Here is a 15,325-nt window from a genome sequence, read left to right as displayed (position 1 = left end):
ATGGGTGCGGCCGCTGTATCGGGGAACAGCATGGCGGATTATGGCAATCGGACGGGTCTTGGCGTGCCGGAACGCAAGCCCGAACCGCCAGCCGACAAGTCCTTCCCGGCCGATCCGCGGACCCGCATCCCCTTCGCCATCGCCCTGGCCATGCTGGCGGGCTGCGCCGATTCCATCGGCTTCCTCGAATTCTCGCAGCTCTTCATGTCGTTCATGTCGGGCAACACCACGCGCTTCGGCGTGGCGGTGGCCAATGCCGATTGGGAGAACGTCACCCGGGTCGCCAGCACGATCTGCATCTTCTGCTTCGGCGCCTTCCTGGGGACGCTGATCGCCGCCTGGGTCGGGCGCTGGCGGCTCGCCGTGCTGCTCACCCTCCAGGCGCTGCTGCTGGCCGGCGGGCTGCTGATGCCGTGGGGCACCTTCGCGTATCCACTCCACGCCTACCCGATCGTGCTGGCCCTGGGGCTCCAGAACGCGACGCTTCAGGATGAGGGCGGCCGCTCCATCGCGCTGACCTACGTCACCGGCGCGGTGGTGCGCTTCGGCACCGGCTGCGCCAACCTCCTGCTTGGGACGGTCGCGCCGTCATTCTGGATCCAGGCGCCGCTCTGGGCCGGGCTCAGCACCGGCGCCGTGCTCGGCGGGCTGCTCGACCTCCGCTACGGCGAATCGGCTTTCCTGTTTCCGGCGGCCCTGGCGGCCATCCTGGCGCTGATCGCGATCGCGCTGACCATCGCCAGGCCGGGTAGCACCCTGGTGGCGGGCTCGTCGCCTGCCCCCGACGCGAACCCGAAGGCCGCGGTGATCGACGCGATCCATTGAGGCATCCGGGCGAAGGTCGCGGCGCGCTGGCGTTCCGCGACCTTCGCCCTGCTGGGGCTCACGCGGCTGCGAAGGCATCCCGCGCGGTGCTGATGGCGTTGAGCGCGGCCGGGAAGCCGGCATAGGGGATCATCTGCATCACCGTCTCGACGATCTCCTGGCGGGAGGCCCCGACACGCAGGGCCGCCTGCATATGGACTTTCAGCTGCGGGGCGGCCGTACCCATGGCGGTCAGGGCCGCGACCGTGGCGAGTTCCCGCGTCTTCACGTCGAGGCCCGGACGCGCGAACACATCGCCATAGGCGAACTCGACGATATAGCGGCCGAGATCGGGGGCGATGTCGTTCAGGCTCTCGACCACCGCGGCACCCTGCGGACCGCTGATGGCCCGGAGCTGGTCGAGGCCGCGCTGGTAGCGATCCGGACTTGCGGATCCCTCGGCCGGCGGAAGCGCCGCCGCGCCGGCCATCACGGTGCATTGATCGACCATCATTGGCTGTCTCCACTCTGGGTTTCGCGATCGCGGTAATGCGCAATCTTCGCGTCGAGCGCCGCGACCAGGCCGCGAAGCTCCTCCTGGCGTGCGATGAGGGCCGCCCGGTGCGCTTCGAGCATGGCGCGCCGCGCGGCCAGGGTGGCGTCGCCCTCCGACCGCAGGCGGCTGTAGGCGAGCCGCTCGCGGATCGGCATGTCCATGGCCTGGAGCTTGCCGAGGAAGCACGCCCAGGCGAGGTCGTCCGCCCCGTAGCTGCGCCGTCCGCCGCCATCGCGGGCGGTGCGCGGCAGCAAGCCGATCCGCTCGTAATAGCGAAGGGTATCGATGCTGAGGCCGCTGCGTCGGGAGAAGTCGCTGATCTTCATCGGCACGATTCGTTGGCGCCGGAGCGGTGTACGTGCTGGAGCGCGCTCCAGGTCAATGGCGTAGCGCTCTCCTCCTCCTTGCGGGGAGGGGAAAGCGCCCTTTTCCAGAGGGTTCAGACTCGGATGGAGGACTGCAGATCCGTGAGTCAGACAGGGAGTGAGGATCGGCGATAACCACGGCGCAGTTTGCGGTCGTCATACCTGCCGCAATCCGATCAAAGACGGCCGAAACCTCCGTTAGCCCTCCGAATCCCGGACGTTGCCCCGCCCCTGCTTGATCGTGGCGCGGTTCTTCTTCGCCCCGATGCGTCGCTCCTGCGAGCCCCGGGTGGGCTTCGTCGCGCGGCGGATCGGGGGCGGCGGCTTGGCGGCCTCGGCCACGAGGTCGACGAGGCGTTGCAGGATCTCCGCCCGGTTGCGCTCCTGCGTCCGATGCCGCTGCCCGGTGAGCACGAGGACGCCATCCTTGGTCATCCGCCGCCCGGCCAGCCGCACGAGGTTCGCCTTCACCCGGTCGTCGATGGACGGCGAGGCAAGGACCGGCCAGCGGAGCTGCACCGCCGTCTCGACCTTGTTGACGTTCTGGCCGCCCGCCCCGGAGGCGCGCAGGAACGACATCTCGATCTCATCGTCCGCAATGGCGATGCGCGGCGTCACCCGCAACGACATGGCGGCCTCCGAACGGGGCCGTCACCGGCGCAGGCGGGGATGCGAACACGGACCCGGATCGCCATATCGTCTCTCGTGATCCCCGAACGGCAATCCCCAACGGTGTCGGTGCCCCCAGGGTTCAGGCCGCCTCCTCCGGTGTGCGTGCCCGCAGGGCGAGGGCGTGGAGGCCGCGCTTGAACGCCTCCTCCATCAGCGCGTTCACCAAGCGGTGCCGCTCGACGCGGCTCTTGCCCGCGAAGGCGGAGGCGACAATGTCGAGCCGGTAATGCGTCTCGCCCCCCGGGCGTGCCCCGGAGTGGCCGGCATGCAGGTGCGACTCGTCGATCACGTCGAGCCGCTCCGGCGCCAGCTGCTCGCGCAGCCGCGCCTCCATCCAGTCGCGGAGCGTGCCGCCCCCATTCGCCCCGTCCGCCATCGCGTCGTGTCCCTCTCATCCGTCAAGCCCGATCCCGCGCATGCGTCATCAGGCCCGACGCCCTTGTGTCTCTGGTCCGCCCCCTCATAATCGGCCCGTCATGGATCTCAACTCGCGCCTGTTCGACAGCATCCGGATTAAACCGTCCTGCGACGAGCCGAAGGCCGCGGTCGAAGGCGGCTGCGAGAATCCGGGCTGCACGCAGCCAGGCCTTTATCGGGCGCCGAAGGGCCGAAAGGCGGAGGGCCAGTACTGGCGCTTCTGCATCGACCACGTGCGCGCCTACAACGCGACCTACAATTACTTCGACGGCATGAACGACGCCGCCGTGCAGGCCTACCAGAAGGACGCGATCATCGGCCATCGCCCGACCTGGGCGATGGGCGTGAACAAGAGCGGCCAGGCCAAACCGGCGAACGAGCCGGCGCGCGACTGGGCCTATGTCGATCCGCTCGGCATCCTGCGCGGCGAGGGCGTCAACGACACGCGCCGCCGCGCCCGCCAGCCCGAACCGGAGAAGCCACGCCACTCGGCGACGGTGCGCCGGGCGCTGGACGTGATGGGGCTTGAGGAGGGCGCCGACACGGCCGCCATCAAGGCGCAGTACAAGGTGCTGGTGAAGCGCTTCCACCCCGACGCCAATGGCGGCGACCGCTCCTTCGAGGAGCGACTGCGCGACATCATCCGCGCCCACGATGTGCTCCGGGCCGCCGGCCTCTGCTGACCGGCACGATGCATGCACGTCGGTTCTATCTCCCAATAGGGAAAACCGCGCCGCGCAGCCCTATATGGTGTCCAGGCTGGTCGGTGGCGCGGGAACGCGCCGCCGTCTAAGAATGGCTCCGCCCCGCCGCGGAGGCCCGGCTCGACGTTCTTCCGCGCGGATGCTTCACTGATTGGGAGTGGAGCGTCCGCGCCTTACGAGGTTCCGAATGCGCTCTGACGATACGCCCGCCCGGCTCCCCGACCGCACCGTCTCCGTCCGCGAGGTCTTCGGCATCGACCTCGACCTCAAGGTCCCGGCCTATGCCGAGTCCGAGGAGCACGTCCCCGATCTCGACCCCGACTACATCTTCGACCGGGAGACGACGCTTGCGATCCTCGCCGGCTTCGCGCGCAACCGTCGCGTGATGGTCACCGGCTATCACGGCACCGGCAAGTCGACCCATATCGAGCAGGTGGCGGCCCGGCTGAACTGGCCGTGCATCCGCATCAACCTCGACAGCCACGTCTCGCGCATCGACCTCGTCGGCAAGGACGCGATCGTCCTGCAGGACGGCAAGCAGGTCACCGCCTTTCAGGACGGCATCCTGCCCTGGGCGCTGCAGAACAACGTCGCCCTGGTGTTCGACGAGTACGATGCCGGCCGCCCGGATGTGATGTTCGTGATCCAGCGCGTGCTGGAGCTCTCGGGCCGGCTGACGCTGCTCGATCAGAAGCGCGTGATCCGCCCGCACCCGGCCTTCCGGCTGTTCGCCACCGCCAACACGGTGGGCCTCGGCGATACGTCGGGCCTCTATCACGGCACCCAGCAGATCAACCAGGGCCAGATGGACCGCTGGTCGATCGTCACGACCCTGAACTACCTGCCGCACGACCGCGAGGTCGACATCGTCCTGTCCAAGGCGACGCACTACAAGGGCGATCAGGGCCGCGACATCGTCAACCGGATGGTGCGCGTGGCGGATCTCACCCGCAACGCCTTCATGAACGGCGATCTCTCGACCGTCATGAGCCCGCGCACGGTGATCACCTGGGCCGAGAACGCTGACATCTTCCAGGATATCGGCTTCGCCTTCCGGGTGACCTTCCTCAACAAGTGCGACGAGCTGGAGCGGACGCTGGTGGCCGAGTTCTACCAGCGCGCCTTCGGCAAGGAGCTGCCCGAGAGCGCGGTGAACGTCGCGCTGAGCTGACCCGCATGGAGGAGCCCGTGGCGCGCCCGGCCGAGACCGATGTGATGGACGTGCCGACCGCGTCCTCGTCCGCTCGCACGCGCTACGGGGATGACCTTTATACCTGGGTGCAGGAGCAGGTGGCGCTGCTCCGCGCCGGCCGGGTGGACGCGCTCGACCTCGACAATATCGCCGAGGAGCTGAGCGACGTGGGCAGCGCGCAGTATAGTCAGCTGGAAAGCGCGCTGCGCGTTCTCATCATGCATATGCTCAAGTGGGATCAGCAGCCTGAGAAGCGTACGCCGAGCTGGATCTACTCGATCCGCGAGCAGCGCCTGCGGTACGCGAAGATTCTTCGGAAGAATCCGGGCCTGAAGCCGCATCTCGATACGATGCGGGACGACATCTATCCGATCTCCCGCAACTGGGCGGCGGACGAGTGTCACCTCCTGCCCAGCGAGTTCCCACCGGAATGTCCCTATACGTGGGATGATCTGCTCGAGCGCCCCTTCGACTTCGACTCGGTGAAGACGTAGCCCCGCATGTCCATCTCCAACCGCAAGCCCGGCGAGCGCCGCGAACCCGTGGCCGAGCCCCTGAAGCGCTCGGTGGCCGGGTGCCTGCGCGCCATCGCCCGGCGCTCCGAGGTCGAGGTCACCTACGCCACCGACCGGCCGGCGCTCACCGGCGACAAGGCCCGCCTGCCCGAGCCGCCGCGCAAGCTGTCGGCCCAGGACGTCGCGGTGCTGCGCGGCAATGCCGACGCCATGGCGCTGCGCCTCGGCTGCCACGACGTCGCCGTCCACCGCCGCCTCGCCCCCGAGAACAGCGCCGCCCGGGCAGTCTACGACGCGGTCGAGCAGGCGCGCGTGGAGGCGATCGGCTCGCGGCGGATGGTGGGCGTGGCCAGCAACATCTCGGCGATGCTGGAGGACCGCTACCACCGCGGCGGCAAGTACGAGAACATCACCGACCGCGCCGACGCCCCGATGGAGGACGCCGTCGCCCTGATGGTGCGCGAGCGCCTGACCGGCCAGCAGCCCCCCGAGGCCGCGGTCAAGATCGTGGAGCTGTGGCGCGAGCATATCGAGGCCAAGGCCGGCCCGAACCTCGATGGGTTGCTCGGGTCGATCGAGGACCAGCGCAAGTTCGCCCGCTCGGTGCGTGAGCTCCTGACCTCGCTCGACATGTCGGACGAGACGCCGTTCGACGCGGAAGACGACGAGAACGACGACGAGAACGACGCCCAGGACGACGAGCAGAACCCGAGCGAGGGCGATTCCGAGGAGAAGAGCCAGGGCGAGCGCGCCGAGATCGAGACTTCGGAAGAAGCCTCCGACGAGATCGAGGAGGGCGCCCAGGAATCCGCCGACGCCCCGTCGGGCGAATTGCCGGAGGAATCCGAGGACGCCGAATCGGAGGAGGCCTCCGAGGCCTCGCGCCCGCCCCAGCGGCAGGGCAACGAGGCGCGCGGGCCCGAGTACCGGGTGTTCAACCCCAAGTTCGACGAGGTCATCCACGCCGAGGAGCTGTGCGACGCCGACGAGCTGTCGCGCCTGCGCTCCTACCTCGACAAGCAGCTCTCGCATCTTCAGGGCGTGGTCGGGCGCCTCGCCAACCGGCTGCAGCGGCGGCTGCTCGCCCAGCAGAACCGCGCCTGGGATTTCGACCTAGAGGAGGGTCAGCTCGACCCGGCTCGGCTGGTCCGCGTGGTCATCGACCCCTACCAGCCCCTCTCCTTCAAGCAGGAGAAGGACACGAATTTCCGCGACACGGTCGTCACGCTGCTCCTCGACAATTCGGGCTCGATGCGCGGCCGGCCGATCACCGTAGCGGCGACCTGCGCCGACATCCTGGCGCGGACGCTGGAGCGCTGCGGCGTGAAAGTGGAGATCCTAGGCTTCACCACCCGGGCCTGGAAGGGTGGCCAGAGCCGCGAGGCGTGGCTCGCCGCCGGTAAGCCGCCGAATCCCGGCCGGCTGAACGACCTGCGCCACATCGTTTACAAATCGGCCGACGCCCCGTGGCGGCGCGCGCGGAAAAACCTCGGGCTGATGATGCGCGAGGGGCTGCTCAAGGAGAACATCGACGGCGAGGCCCTGGATTGGGCGCACAAGCGCCTGCTCGGCCGGCCGGAGCAGCGCAAGATCCTGATGGTGATCTCCGACGGCGCGCCGGTGGACGATTCGACCCTCTCGGTGAATGCCGGCAACTATCTGGAGCGGCACCTGCGCTGGATGATCGAGGAGATCGAGACGCGCTCGCCGGTGGAGCTCTTGGCCATCGGCATCGGCCACGACGTGACGCGCTACTACCGCCGCGCCGTGACGATCATCGATGCGGAAGAGCTCGGCGGCGCAATGACCGAGAAGCTCGCCGAGCTGTTCGAGGAGAACGGCGAGGCCGTGCCGACGGGCCGTATGCTGCGCGCGGCGGGCGGCCGGCGGTAATCAGGTCCCGCCTTGCCGCGCGCAACAGGCGATTCGTGTCGTGGAAGCCGGCTGATCCGGACCGAACCTCCATACGGTTCGTGTTCGCAACTTGGATGTCGAAGCCCCTTCGCCATCACGAGCGCAGCGAAGTGACCCAGGGTAGCGCGGGGCTTGTCAACGTGGCGCCGCCTGGATGGCTTCGCTCCGCTCGCAGAGACGGCGCAGTGGCATCAGCCTTAAATTGACGGCAGCCTGCGGCCGAGCTTGGGATTGCCCGGACTGACTGGCTTGCCGCAGACAAGCGCAGAAACCGCCGCAGCCTTCATGGCCACGGCGGTTGAAACCATCCGCTCAGGAACGGTGAAGCCCGAAGGTTCAGGCCGCTTCGGCCGGAGCCTCGGCGAGCTTCTTGTGGATCTCGCGCTTCAGGAGGCGGGCGGTCTGCGACAGGTCGCCCTCGCCGGCCTTGATCAGGAAGGCGTCGAGCCCGCCGCGGTGCTCCACCGAGCGCAGGGCATGCGCGGTGACCCGCAGGCGCACGCGCTTGCCGAGCGCGTCGGACTGGAGAGTGACGTTGCACAGGTTCGGCAGGAACCGGCACTTGGTCTTGCGGTTCGAGTGGCTCACGAGGTGGCCGACCTGAACGGCCTTGCCGGTGAGTTCGCAGCGGCGCGCCATGATGACTTAAGATCCCGTCTCGTTCCGCTCGATGAAGACCCGATCGCAGCGGCGCGATCGTCGTCGCAGCGGGCGGTGCCCAATGCGGTTCCAGGTCCGGCGGAGTCCTGTTGAAGGCGCGAGCCTATAGGCGACGCAGGGGCGCCGCGTCAAGGTGCCGGTCGGCGCAAACGGTCCAACGGTCTGTTAACCACGATGCCGGGATATAGCCTTCTTCCACCCGCAGGAAGGCGCCTCACCCGGCTTCGGGCATCGCGAGGATGCCGCCGGCGGGTGTGTTCGAGAGGGCGGACGCGGGACCTACATCCTCGGCCGCTCGTCCTGGGATGCGATCCGGATCATGAGCGCCACGCCTGACCATCGGACGATCAAGCCGCTGACGCGGCACGCCGCCGGACGGCTGGTCGCCAGCGCCCTCGCGGTCGCGGCGCTCGTCGCGCCCGCCGAAGTCGCCGCGCGCGCCGGCCGATCGAAGCGGACGACGGCACCGGCTGCCGCCACCGTGGCGGTCGATTACGGCATCAACCTCGCCGGCCTGCCGATCGGCACCGCGCGGCTCGCCGGCTCCTTCGAGCGCGACCACTACCTCATGGACGTGTCGGCGGTTCTCACCGGCCTCGTCGGCGCGATCACCGGCGGCAAGGGCTCGGCCCGGGCCTCCGGCACCTTCGCGGCAGTGCCCCAACCCGGCGCCTTCTCGATCGCCACCCATACGGCGAGTTCCGGCATCGCCGTGCGCATGGCGCTGGCCCACGGGAACGTCGTGCAGGCCGAGATCACGCCGCCGCTCATCGACATGCAGGACCGCGTGCCGGTCACCCCCGCCAGCACGCGCGGCATCCTCGATCCGGTGAGCGCGCTGCTGATGCCGATCCAGGGGCGCGGCGAGCCGCTCGACCCGGCGAACTGCAACCGGACCCTGCCGGTCTTCGACGGCGCGACCCGCTTCAACGTGGTGCTCAGCTATGCCGAGACGCGGCCCGTGCAGAAGCCCGGCTATGCCGGCCAGGTTCTCGTGTGCAACGCGCGCTACCAGGCGGTGGCCGGACACCGGCCGGACCGGCCCGGGGTGAAGTTCATGGAGGACAACCGCGAGATGTCGGTCTGGCTCGCCCCCGTCGAGGGGACGCGGGTGCTGCTTCCGCTGCGCATCTCGGTGCTGACGACGATCGGCACCAACATCATCGAGGCGACGCGCTGGACCCAGAGCGGCACCGCGGGCACGACCGGGACGGCCGGGGCCGAACCGAACGCGACCAGCGTCGCGCAGGCGAGCCTGCCCGCGCAGTAGCGAGCGGACTTTGACCAGCGGCTTATTTCTCGGCACTCCCGCCCGGCGCGACAGCCGCGCCAGGAAAGCCGAACCATGCCCAAGGGCTACATCATCGTCCGGATGACGGTCACCGATCCGGACGCCTACAAGGAATACGCCGCCATGGCCTCCGAGGCCATGCGCAAGTACGGCTGCACCCCGCTGGTGCGCGGCGGCCGCAGCGAGGCGCTGGAGGGCGAGGCCCGGCCGCGCAACGTCGTGCTGGAATTCGAATCCTACGAGGCGGCGCGCACCTACTACTTCTCGCCCGAGTATCAGGCCGCCATCGAAAAGCGCCGGCCGGCGGGAATCGGCGAGGTGGTGCTGGTCGAGGGGGTGGACTGAGAGCCTCTCACGAAACGCCCGCTGCGCTGTCGCGGCCGGAGCGAGAACGCCCGGGGCCCGGGCGTTCTGCCAGGAGCTCTGGGCCGCCCCCTCGTTCACCGGTCAGGCCGCCAGCGGGGCCCGGCCGTAATTCGTCGCGTAGGCGTTCTCCACCGCCGGGATGATCTCGACGATCGAGAACCACCGGTCCCAGAACGCCGTCTCGCGCAGGGCCTCGACGACGAGCTCGTAGGCGTGGTGATCGGCGGCCTCCCAGACCCAGAGGTCGGTGAGGCGGGCGGTGTAGAACTCGGCGTCGTAGAAACGGAGCCGCACGGCGTCGGCGTGCTGGCGCAGGATCGGCTCGAACGACGCGCGCATCCGCGCGAACCGATCGTCAATCGACAGGGCGAGCCATTCAGGAGAGGTCTTCACCAGCATGAAGACGGTGAGCTTGGGATCGAAGGTCTTGTCGGACATGGGGTTCTGCGCTCCAGAAGTCTGTGGGAACGCCGTGATGATGCCCCCGGCCGGCGCGGTGACGAACTCGCGTTCATGAGTGCCGCTTCACCGCGACGACCTGCGCTCAAGCCCCGGAAAAGTCCGGGACAATCCCGCTCGGCCGAGACGGTGCGGACGATCTTGGAGGGCGCGGCTCGCGTTCTGGAGGAGCGGGGCCTCGACGGCTACACGACCAACGCCGTCGCCGAGCGGGCCGGCGTGTCGATCGGCTCGGTCTATCAGTATTTTCCCGGCAAGGACGCCCTGACCGCGGCCCTGGTGGCGCGGGAGACCGCCCTGCTGATCGAGGCGGTGCGCGCTGCGCCGAGCGCCGCGACGCCGGAAGACGGATTTCGGCGGATCGTCCAAGCCTGTGTCGCCCACCAGATGGCGCGGCCGCGCCTCGCGCTGCTGCTCGACCGCGAGGAGAGCCGGCTCCAGCTCGCCGACACGTTGGGCTCCGTCGCCGGGGACCTGACGACCGCCCTGCTGGCCCTGCTGGCCCTGCTGGCGCTCCTCGGCGCCGGGCTGCCGGCCGAGCCCGAGACCGCCGCGGGCGACCTCTTCGCCCTCGTGCGGGGCATGGTCGACGCCGCGGGCGAGCGCGGCGAGCGCGACGGGGAGGCCCTGGAACGCCGCGTCCTGCGCGCCGTGCACGGCTATCTCGGCCTGCCGCAGGCCGTGGCCTAAATCTTCACGATCCGCGCGATAATGCCCGGATGCGCCTGCCGATCCTCCGAATCGCCCTCGCCGTCACCGCGCTCACCGGCCCGGTCCTCGCCCAGCCGCTGACCGCCGGCACCGCGGAATCAAGCTGCGGCGGCGACGCCTTCTCCTCCGCACAAATCGTCGAGCATCGCCGCGGCCCCCTGGTGGCGATGCCCGATACGCTCTGCGCCGACCTCGCGCCCCAGCCGGGGACGCCGACGACGCAGATCGACGTCTACCCGCTCGTCACGCCGCAGGGTGGACCCGTTGGACCTGGGGGCGGCGGCATCCCATATGGGGGCAGATCCATGCGGCCCTATCGTCCCTGACGCGACCGGCCGATACCACCCCTCCCCGCCCGCGCCGCGACGGCGCCGCGACGGCCTTCCCCTTCGAAGGAACCGCCGACCATCGACGCGCTGCTCCGCCCCCCGTCCAGCCGCTCGCTGTCCCGTGACGCCCGCGCCCGCGGCGTCACCGCGGTCCTCGGGCCGACCAACACCGGCAAGACGCATCTCGCCATCGAGCGGATGCTCGCGCACCCGACCGGGATGATCGGGCTTCCCCTGCGGCTGCTCGCCCGGGAGGTCTATCTGCGCGTCGTCGCCAAGGTCGGCCCGGAAAAGGTCGCGCTGGTGACCGGGGAAGAGAAAATAAAACCGGACCGGCCGCGCTACTGGATCTGCACGATCGAGGCGATGCCCCGCGACCTCGACGTGGCCTACGTCGCCATCGACGAGATCCAGCTCGCCGCCGACATGGACCGCGGCCACGTCTTCACCGACCGCCTGCTCTACGTCCGCGGCCGGGAAGAGACCCTGCTGATCGGCTCCTCGACCATGCTGCCGCTGGTCCAGAGCCTGATCCCCAACGTTCACACCACGACCCGGCCGCGGCTGTCGCAGCTCAGTTTCGCGGGGGAGAAGCGCCTGTCGCGCCTGCCCCGGCGGACCGCCATCGTCGCGTTCTCGGCCGAGGAGGTCTACGCGATCGCCGAGCTGATCCGCCGCCAGCGCGGCGGCGCCGCCGTGGTGCTGGGCGCCCTGTCGCCGCGGACCCGCAACGCCCAGGTCGAGATGTACCAGGCAGGCGACGTCGACTATCTCGTCGCCACTGACGCCGTGGGCATGGGCCTCAACCTCGACGTGGATCACGTCGCGTTCGCCGCCAACTGGAAGTACGACGGCACCCGCTTCCGCAAGCTCACCCCCGCCGAGATGGGCCAGATCGCCGGTCGGGCCGGGCGCCACCTCTCGGATGGCACCTTCGGCTCCACCGGGCGCTGCCCGCCCTTCGAGGCCGAGCTGGTCGAGCGGCTGGAGAGCCACGATTTCGATCCCCTGCGCATCCTGCAATGGCGCAACCCGGATCTGAGCTTCGGCAGCCTGGAGGGGTTGCAGGCGAGCCTGGACGAGCACCCACGCGAATCAGGCCTGACCCGCGCCCCCATGGGCGAGGATCAGCAGGCCCTCGAGATCCTCATGAAGGAAGAGGATATCCGCGACATGGCGCGCAGCACCGCCACGGTCCGGCGCCTCTGGGACACCTGCGGCGTGCCGGATTACCGCAAGGTCCACCCGCAGGTGCACGCCGATCTGGTCGCCCAGCTCTATCGCTTCCTCATGAAGGGGATGGCCGGGCGCATCCCTGACACGTGGTTCGCCGAGCAGGTCGCGATGATCGACCGGACCGACGGCGACATCGATACCCTGTCCCGCCGGATCGCCCAGGGACGCACTTGGACGTTCGTTGCAAACCGTCCTGACTGGCTGCGCGACCCAGAACATTGGCAGGGCGAGACGCGTCGGGTAGAGGACAGACTGTCCGACGCCCTGCACGAACGCCTCGCGAGCCGCTTCGTCGACCGGCGCACAAGCGTCCTGATGCGGCGCCTGAGAGAGAACACGATGCTCGAAGCCCAGATTACCGCCGACGGTGACGTCACCGTCGAGGGTCAGCATGTCGGCCACCTTCACGGATTCCTGTTCGTTCCCGATGCCAGCGCCGAGGGGCACGAGGCCAAGACCCTGAGGAGCGCCGCCGAGAAGGCGCTCGCCGGGGAGATCGAGGCCCGGGCCGAGCGGTTCTCGGCGACAGCCGATTCGACCCTCGTGCTCGCGCATGACGGCACGATCCGCTGGACCGGGGCCCCCGTCGCCAAGCTCACCCCCGGCGAAAAGCTGTTCGCCCCGCAGATTCGTCTGCTGGCCGATGACAGCCTGACCGGCGCGCACCGCGAGAAGGTCGAGGCGCGGCTCGATGCGTGGCTGAAGGCCCACATCGTGCGCCTGCTCGGGCCGTTGATGGAGATCGAGACGGCCGCCGATCTGACCGGCCTCGCCAAAGGGATCGGCTATCAGGTGGTCGAGGCACTGGGCGTCCTGGAGCGCTCCAAGGTGGCGCACGAGATGCGCAGCCTCGATCAGGACGGCCGCGGGGCCCTGCGCCGCCACGGCATCCGCTTCGGCGCCTACCACATCTTCCTGCCGGCCCTGCTGAAGCCGGCGCCGCGGACGCTCGCGGCCCAACTCTGGGCCCTACGCAACGGCGGCCTCGATCAGCGCGGCCTCGACGAGATCGCGCATCTGGCGGGCTCCGGCCGCACCTCGATCAAGGTCGATCGCGAGATCGCCAAGGGCCTCTACCGGGCAGCCGGCTTCCGCGTCAGCGGCGAGCGGGCGGTGCGCGTCGACATCCTGGAGCGGCTCGCTGACCTGATCCGCCCGGCGATCGCCTACCGGCCCGGCACCACCCCGGGCGCCCCGCCGGACGGCACCGCCGACGGCGACGGGTTCGTGGCGACCGTGGGCATGACCTCGCTGGTCGGCTGCTCGGGCGAGGATTTCGCCTCGATCCTGAAGTCGCTCGGCTACAATGCGGAAACCCGGCCGGGTCCAGCTATCACGGTGCCTCTGGTGCCCGCCGCCGCCACGACGCCCGCCGCGACGGTCGCCGCCGACGCGTCCTCCGACGAGGCCGTGACCGCGCAGGCGGATGCCGCAGAGCCCACCGGCGACGAGGCCCCGTCCGCAGAGGCAGAGGCAGGGGCGGAGGGGACGCCCGAAGCCGCCGGTGAAGACGCTCCGACTGGCGAGGCCGCGGTCGAGGCGGCTCCCGCGGAGGCTGAACGCCCGGAAGACGCGGTCGCGACCGCGGGACCGGCCGAGGAACATCCGGCTGTCGGTGAGCCCGCGGCCGAGGCACCTGATACCGCCGCGGAAGCGACGGCGCCGGAACCCGCCACGGCGGATCCTGGCGAGGCGGTCGCCGGGACCGAGGAGCCCGCACCGGACGCCCCCGTGACCGAGGGTGAGACCGAGGCCGAGGTTCCCACGATCGAGGTCTGGCGCCTCCAGCGTCATCAGCGCCCGGCGCATCAGCGTCCGCAGAACCGTCCGCGCGGTGCGGGGGGCCGGGGCCGAGACGGTGGTCAGCCGGGCCAGAACCCGGGGCAAGGCCGTCCGGAGGGCGGGCGGCCGGAGCAGCGTCGTGCCGAGGGCGAAGGCGGCCCCCGCCCTGGACGGGATCGCGGCCCCCGCCGTGACCGCTTCGAGGGTGGCCGGCCGGAACGCCGGGACGACCAACGGCGGGACGACCAGCGCCACGCGGAGCAGCGCCATGCCGGGCCGCGGCCCGACCAGCGGCCGCCGCGGCGCGAGCGGGCGCCGGACCCGGATTCGCCTTTCGCCAAGCTGGCCGCGCTGAAGGCGCAGCTCGAAGCTGGCGACGGCGGGAAGCGCTGATCCGCCGGGGATGCGGGAGGACCGGCAGCGCCTCGACAAGTGGCTGTGGTTCGCCCGCTTCGCGCGGACCCGCTCCCTCGCGGCGCGGCTGGCATCCGACGGCTTCGTGCGGGTGAACGGGCTGCGGGCCGAGAATCCCGCCAAGGGCATCGGCATCGGCGACGTGGTGACGGTGGCTGCCCCCCACGCCACGTTGGCGGTGCGGGTGATCGGCCTCGGCCTGCGGCGGGGTCCGGCCCCCGAGGCCCGGTTGCTCTACGCCGACCTCTCGGGCAATGCCGCCGCGTCGGAGCATCCGGAGTGATGAGGCACGGCCACAGGCGCGGGAACAGCGCTCGAGCCCGGGCAGGATGCGGCGCCCGCGCGCTTGTCAGCCCGGGAGCCAACGTCTAGAGCCGTTGCCTCCGAAGTCCGGCCTCGTGCCGGGCCGCACCGGCATTCCCTCGCAGTGCCAACCCGGGCGTGCGGGCCAACCCGAGGCTCCGCCCGGGGCAAGTCGTGTTTGAGGACGCAGATATCCGATGACCTATGTCGTCACCGACAATTGCATCAAGTGCAAGTATACGGACTGTGTTGAAGTCTGTCCGGTCGATTGCTTCTATGAGGGCGAGAACATGCTCGTCATTCATCCGGACGAGTGCATCGATTGCGGCGTCTGCGAGCCGGAATGCCCAGCCGAGGCGATCAAGCCCGACACCGAGTCGAACCTCGACACGTGGCTGAAGCTGAACGCCGACTACGCCAAGACCTGGCCCAACATCACGCAGAAGAAGGAAGCCCCGGCCGACGCCAAGGAGTGGGACGGCAAGTCCGGAAAGCTTGAAGCCTACTTCTCGCCCAACCCTGGCTCGGGCGACTGAGCGCAGCCGTCACCGGCGGAACATCAGCGCTCTTCGTCCCGCACCTGTGGAATCCGAGGCAATGTGTGGATAGGTTTGCCCTGGCCCTCCACATCGGAT

Annotated in this window: 18 protein-coding genes; 12 read left to right on the top strand and 6 right to left on the bottom strand. The window is 69.8% G+C overall.

Going from position 1 to position 15,325, the window contains the following annotated elements:
• The first annotated feature begins 30 nt into the window (after positions 1 to 30).
• Positions 31 to 825, top strand: coding sequence for a YoaK family protein (locus BLQ49_RS19400; protein ID WP_091718643.1), 795 nt, complete (start codon positions 31 to 33; stop codon positions 823 to 825).
• A gap of 58 nt (positions 826 to 883) precedes the next feature.
• Here BLQ49_RS19400 and BLQ49_RS19395 read toward each other — a convergent pair whose 3' ends face one another.
• From BLQ49_RS19395 to BLQ49_RS19380, 4 genes are all read right to left on the bottom strand, one after another.
• Positions 884 to 1,318: a carboxymuconolactone decarboxylase family protein gene (locus BLQ49_RS19395; protein WP_244507685.1), complete on the bottom strand. Its 435-nt coding sequence runs from the start codon at positions 1,316 to 1,318 to the stop codon at positions 884 to 886.
• Entirely contained in the window at positions 1,315 to 1,686 is a 372-nt protein-coding gene (locus BLQ49_RS19390; protein WP_091718641.1) for a MerR family transcriptional regulator, read from the bottom strand. The genes BLQ49_RS19395 and BLQ49_RS19390 overlap by 4 nt, the downstream gene beginning before the upstream one ends.
• A gap of 237 nt (positions 1,687 to 1,923) precedes the next feature.
• Positions 1,924 to 2,355, bottom strand: a complete 432-nt coding sequence (arfB, locus tag BLQ49_RS19385) for an alternative ribosome rescue aminoacyl-tRNA hydrolase ArfB (RefSeq protein ID WP_091718639.1) — start codon at positions 2,353 to 2,355, stop codon at positions 1,924 to 1,926.
• Positions 2,356 to 2,476: 121 nt separating this feature from the next.
• Positions 2,477 to 2,773, bottom strand: coding sequence for a BolA family protein (locus BLQ49_RS19380; RefSeq protein ID WP_091718637.1), 297 nt, complete (start codon positions 2,771 to 2,773; stop codon positions 2,477 to 2,479).
• Between the two features lie 100 nt (positions 2,774 to 2,873).
• On the opposite strand from BLQ49_RS19380, the gene BLQ49_RS19375 reads away from it, so the two are divergent.
• The 4 genes from BLQ49_RS19375 (at position 2,874) to cobT (ending at position 7,118) form a co-directional block, all read left to right on the top strand.
• Positions 2,874 to 3,497, top strand: coding sequence for a J domain-containing protein (locus tag BLQ49_RS19375; protein ID WP_091718635.1), 624 nt, complete (start codon positions 2,874 to 2,876; stop codon positions 3,495 to 3,497).
• Positions 3,498 to 3,705: 208 nt separating this feature from the next.
• Positions 3,706 to 4,689, top strand: coding sequence for a cobaltochelatase subunit CobS (cobS, locus tag BLQ49_RS19370; RefSeq protein WP_091718633.1), 984 nt, complete (start codon positions 3,706 to 3,708; stop codon positions 4,687 to 4,689).
• A gap of 5 nt (positions 4,690 to 4,694) precedes the next feature.
• Complete coding sequence (locus tag BLQ49_RS19365; protein WP_091718631.1) at positions 4,695 to 5,204, top strand: DUF29 domain-containing protein; 510 nt, start codon at positions 4,695 to 4,697, stop codon at positions 5,202 to 5,204.
• A 6-nt stretch (positions 5,205 to 5,210) separates the two neighbouring features.
• On the top strand, positions 5,211 to 7,118 hold the full coding sequence (gene cobT / locus BLQ49_RS19360; RefSeq protein WP_091718629.1) for a cobaltochelatase subunit CobT: 1,908 nt from the start codon (positions 5,211 to 5,213) through the stop codon (positions 7,116 to 7,118).
• A gap of 357 nt (positions 7,119 to 7,475) precedes the next feature.
• On the opposite strand, the gene rpmB is transcribed toward cobT, so the two are convergent.
• Positions 7,476 to 7,778, bottom strand: a complete 303-nt coding sequence (gene rpmB / locus BLQ49_RS19355; protein ID WP_091718626.1) for a 50S ribosomal protein L28 — start codon at positions 7,776 to 7,778, stop codon at positions 7,476 to 7,478.
• 340 nt (positions 7,779 to 8,118) lie between these two features.
• On the opposite strand from rpmB, the gene BLQ49_RS19350 reads away from it, so the two are divergent.
• On the top strand, positions 8,119 to 9,069 hold the full coding sequence (locus BLQ49_RS19350; protein WP_091718624.1) for a DUF3108 domain-containing protein: 951 nt from the start codon (positions 8,119 to 8,121) through the stop codon (positions 9,067 to 9,069).
• A 75-nt stretch (positions 9,070 to 9,144) separates the two neighbouring features.
• The gene (locus BLQ49_RS19345) at positions 9,145 to 9,435 is read left to right on the top strand and encodes a DUF1330 domain-containing protein (RefSeq protein ID WP_091718622.1); all 291 of its coding nucleotides are present in this window, start codon (positions 9,145 to 9,147) and stop codon (positions 9,433 to 9,435) included.
• Between the two features lie 102 nt (positions 9,436 to 9,537).
• On the opposite strand, the gene BLQ49_RS19340 is transcribed toward BLQ49_RS19345, so the two are convergent.
• Positions 9,538 to 9,894, bottom strand: coding sequence for a darcynin family protein (locus BLQ49_RS19340; RefSeq protein ID WP_091718620.1), 357 nt, complete (start codon positions 9,892 to 9,894; stop codon positions 9,538 to 9,540).
• Positions 9,895 to 10,044: 150 nt separating this feature from the next.
• Here BLQ49_RS19340 and BLQ49_RS19335 point away from each other — a divergent pair, with 150 nt between their 5' ends.
• From BLQ49_RS19335 to fdxA, 5 genes are all read left to right on the top strand, one after another.
• Positions 10,045 to 10,605 (top strand): TetR/AcrR family transcriptional regulator, encoded by a 561-nt coding sequence (locus BLQ49_RS19335; RefSeq protein WP_244507684.1) that lies wholly within the window; start codon positions 10,045 to 10,047, stop codon positions 10,603 to 10,605.
• Between the two features lie 29 nt (positions 10,606 to 10,634).
• Entirely contained in the window at positions 10,635 to 10,952 is a 318-nt protein-coding gene (locus tag BLQ49_RS19330; protein ID WP_091718617.1) for a hypothetical protein, read from the top strand.
• 90 nt (positions 10,953 to 11,042) lie between these two features.
• Positions 11,043 to 14,366: a helicase-related protein gene (locus tag BLQ49_RS19325; RefSeq protein ID WP_425284018.1), complete on the top strand. Its 3,324-nt coding sequence runs from the start codon at positions 11,043 to 11,045 to the stop codon at positions 14,364 to 14,366.
• Positions 14,367 to 14,376: 10 nt separating this feature from the next.
• On the top strand, positions 14,377 to 14,670 hold the full coding sequence (locus BLQ49_RS19320) for an RNA-binding S4 domain-containing protein (RefSeq protein ID WP_091718613.1): 294 nt from the start codon (positions 14,377 to 14,379) through the stop codon (positions 14,668 to 14,670).
• Positions 14,671 to 14,887: 217 nt separating this feature from the next.
• Positions 14,888 to 15,226, top strand: a complete 339-nt coding sequence (gene fdxA / locus BLQ49_RS19315) for a ferredoxin FdxA (protein ID WP_091718611.1) — start codon at positions 14,888 to 14,890, stop codon at positions 15,224 to 15,226.
• Positions 15,227 to 15,325 lie beyond the last annotated feature (99 nt).

This window comes from Methylobacterium phyllostachyos, from assembly GCF_900103445.1.
Lineage (GTDB): Bacteria > Pseudomonadota > Alphaproteobacteria > Rhizobiales > Beijerinckiaceae > Methylobacterium > Methylobacterium phyllostachyos.
This window is presented reverse-complemented; position numbering and strand designations above follow the sequence as displayed.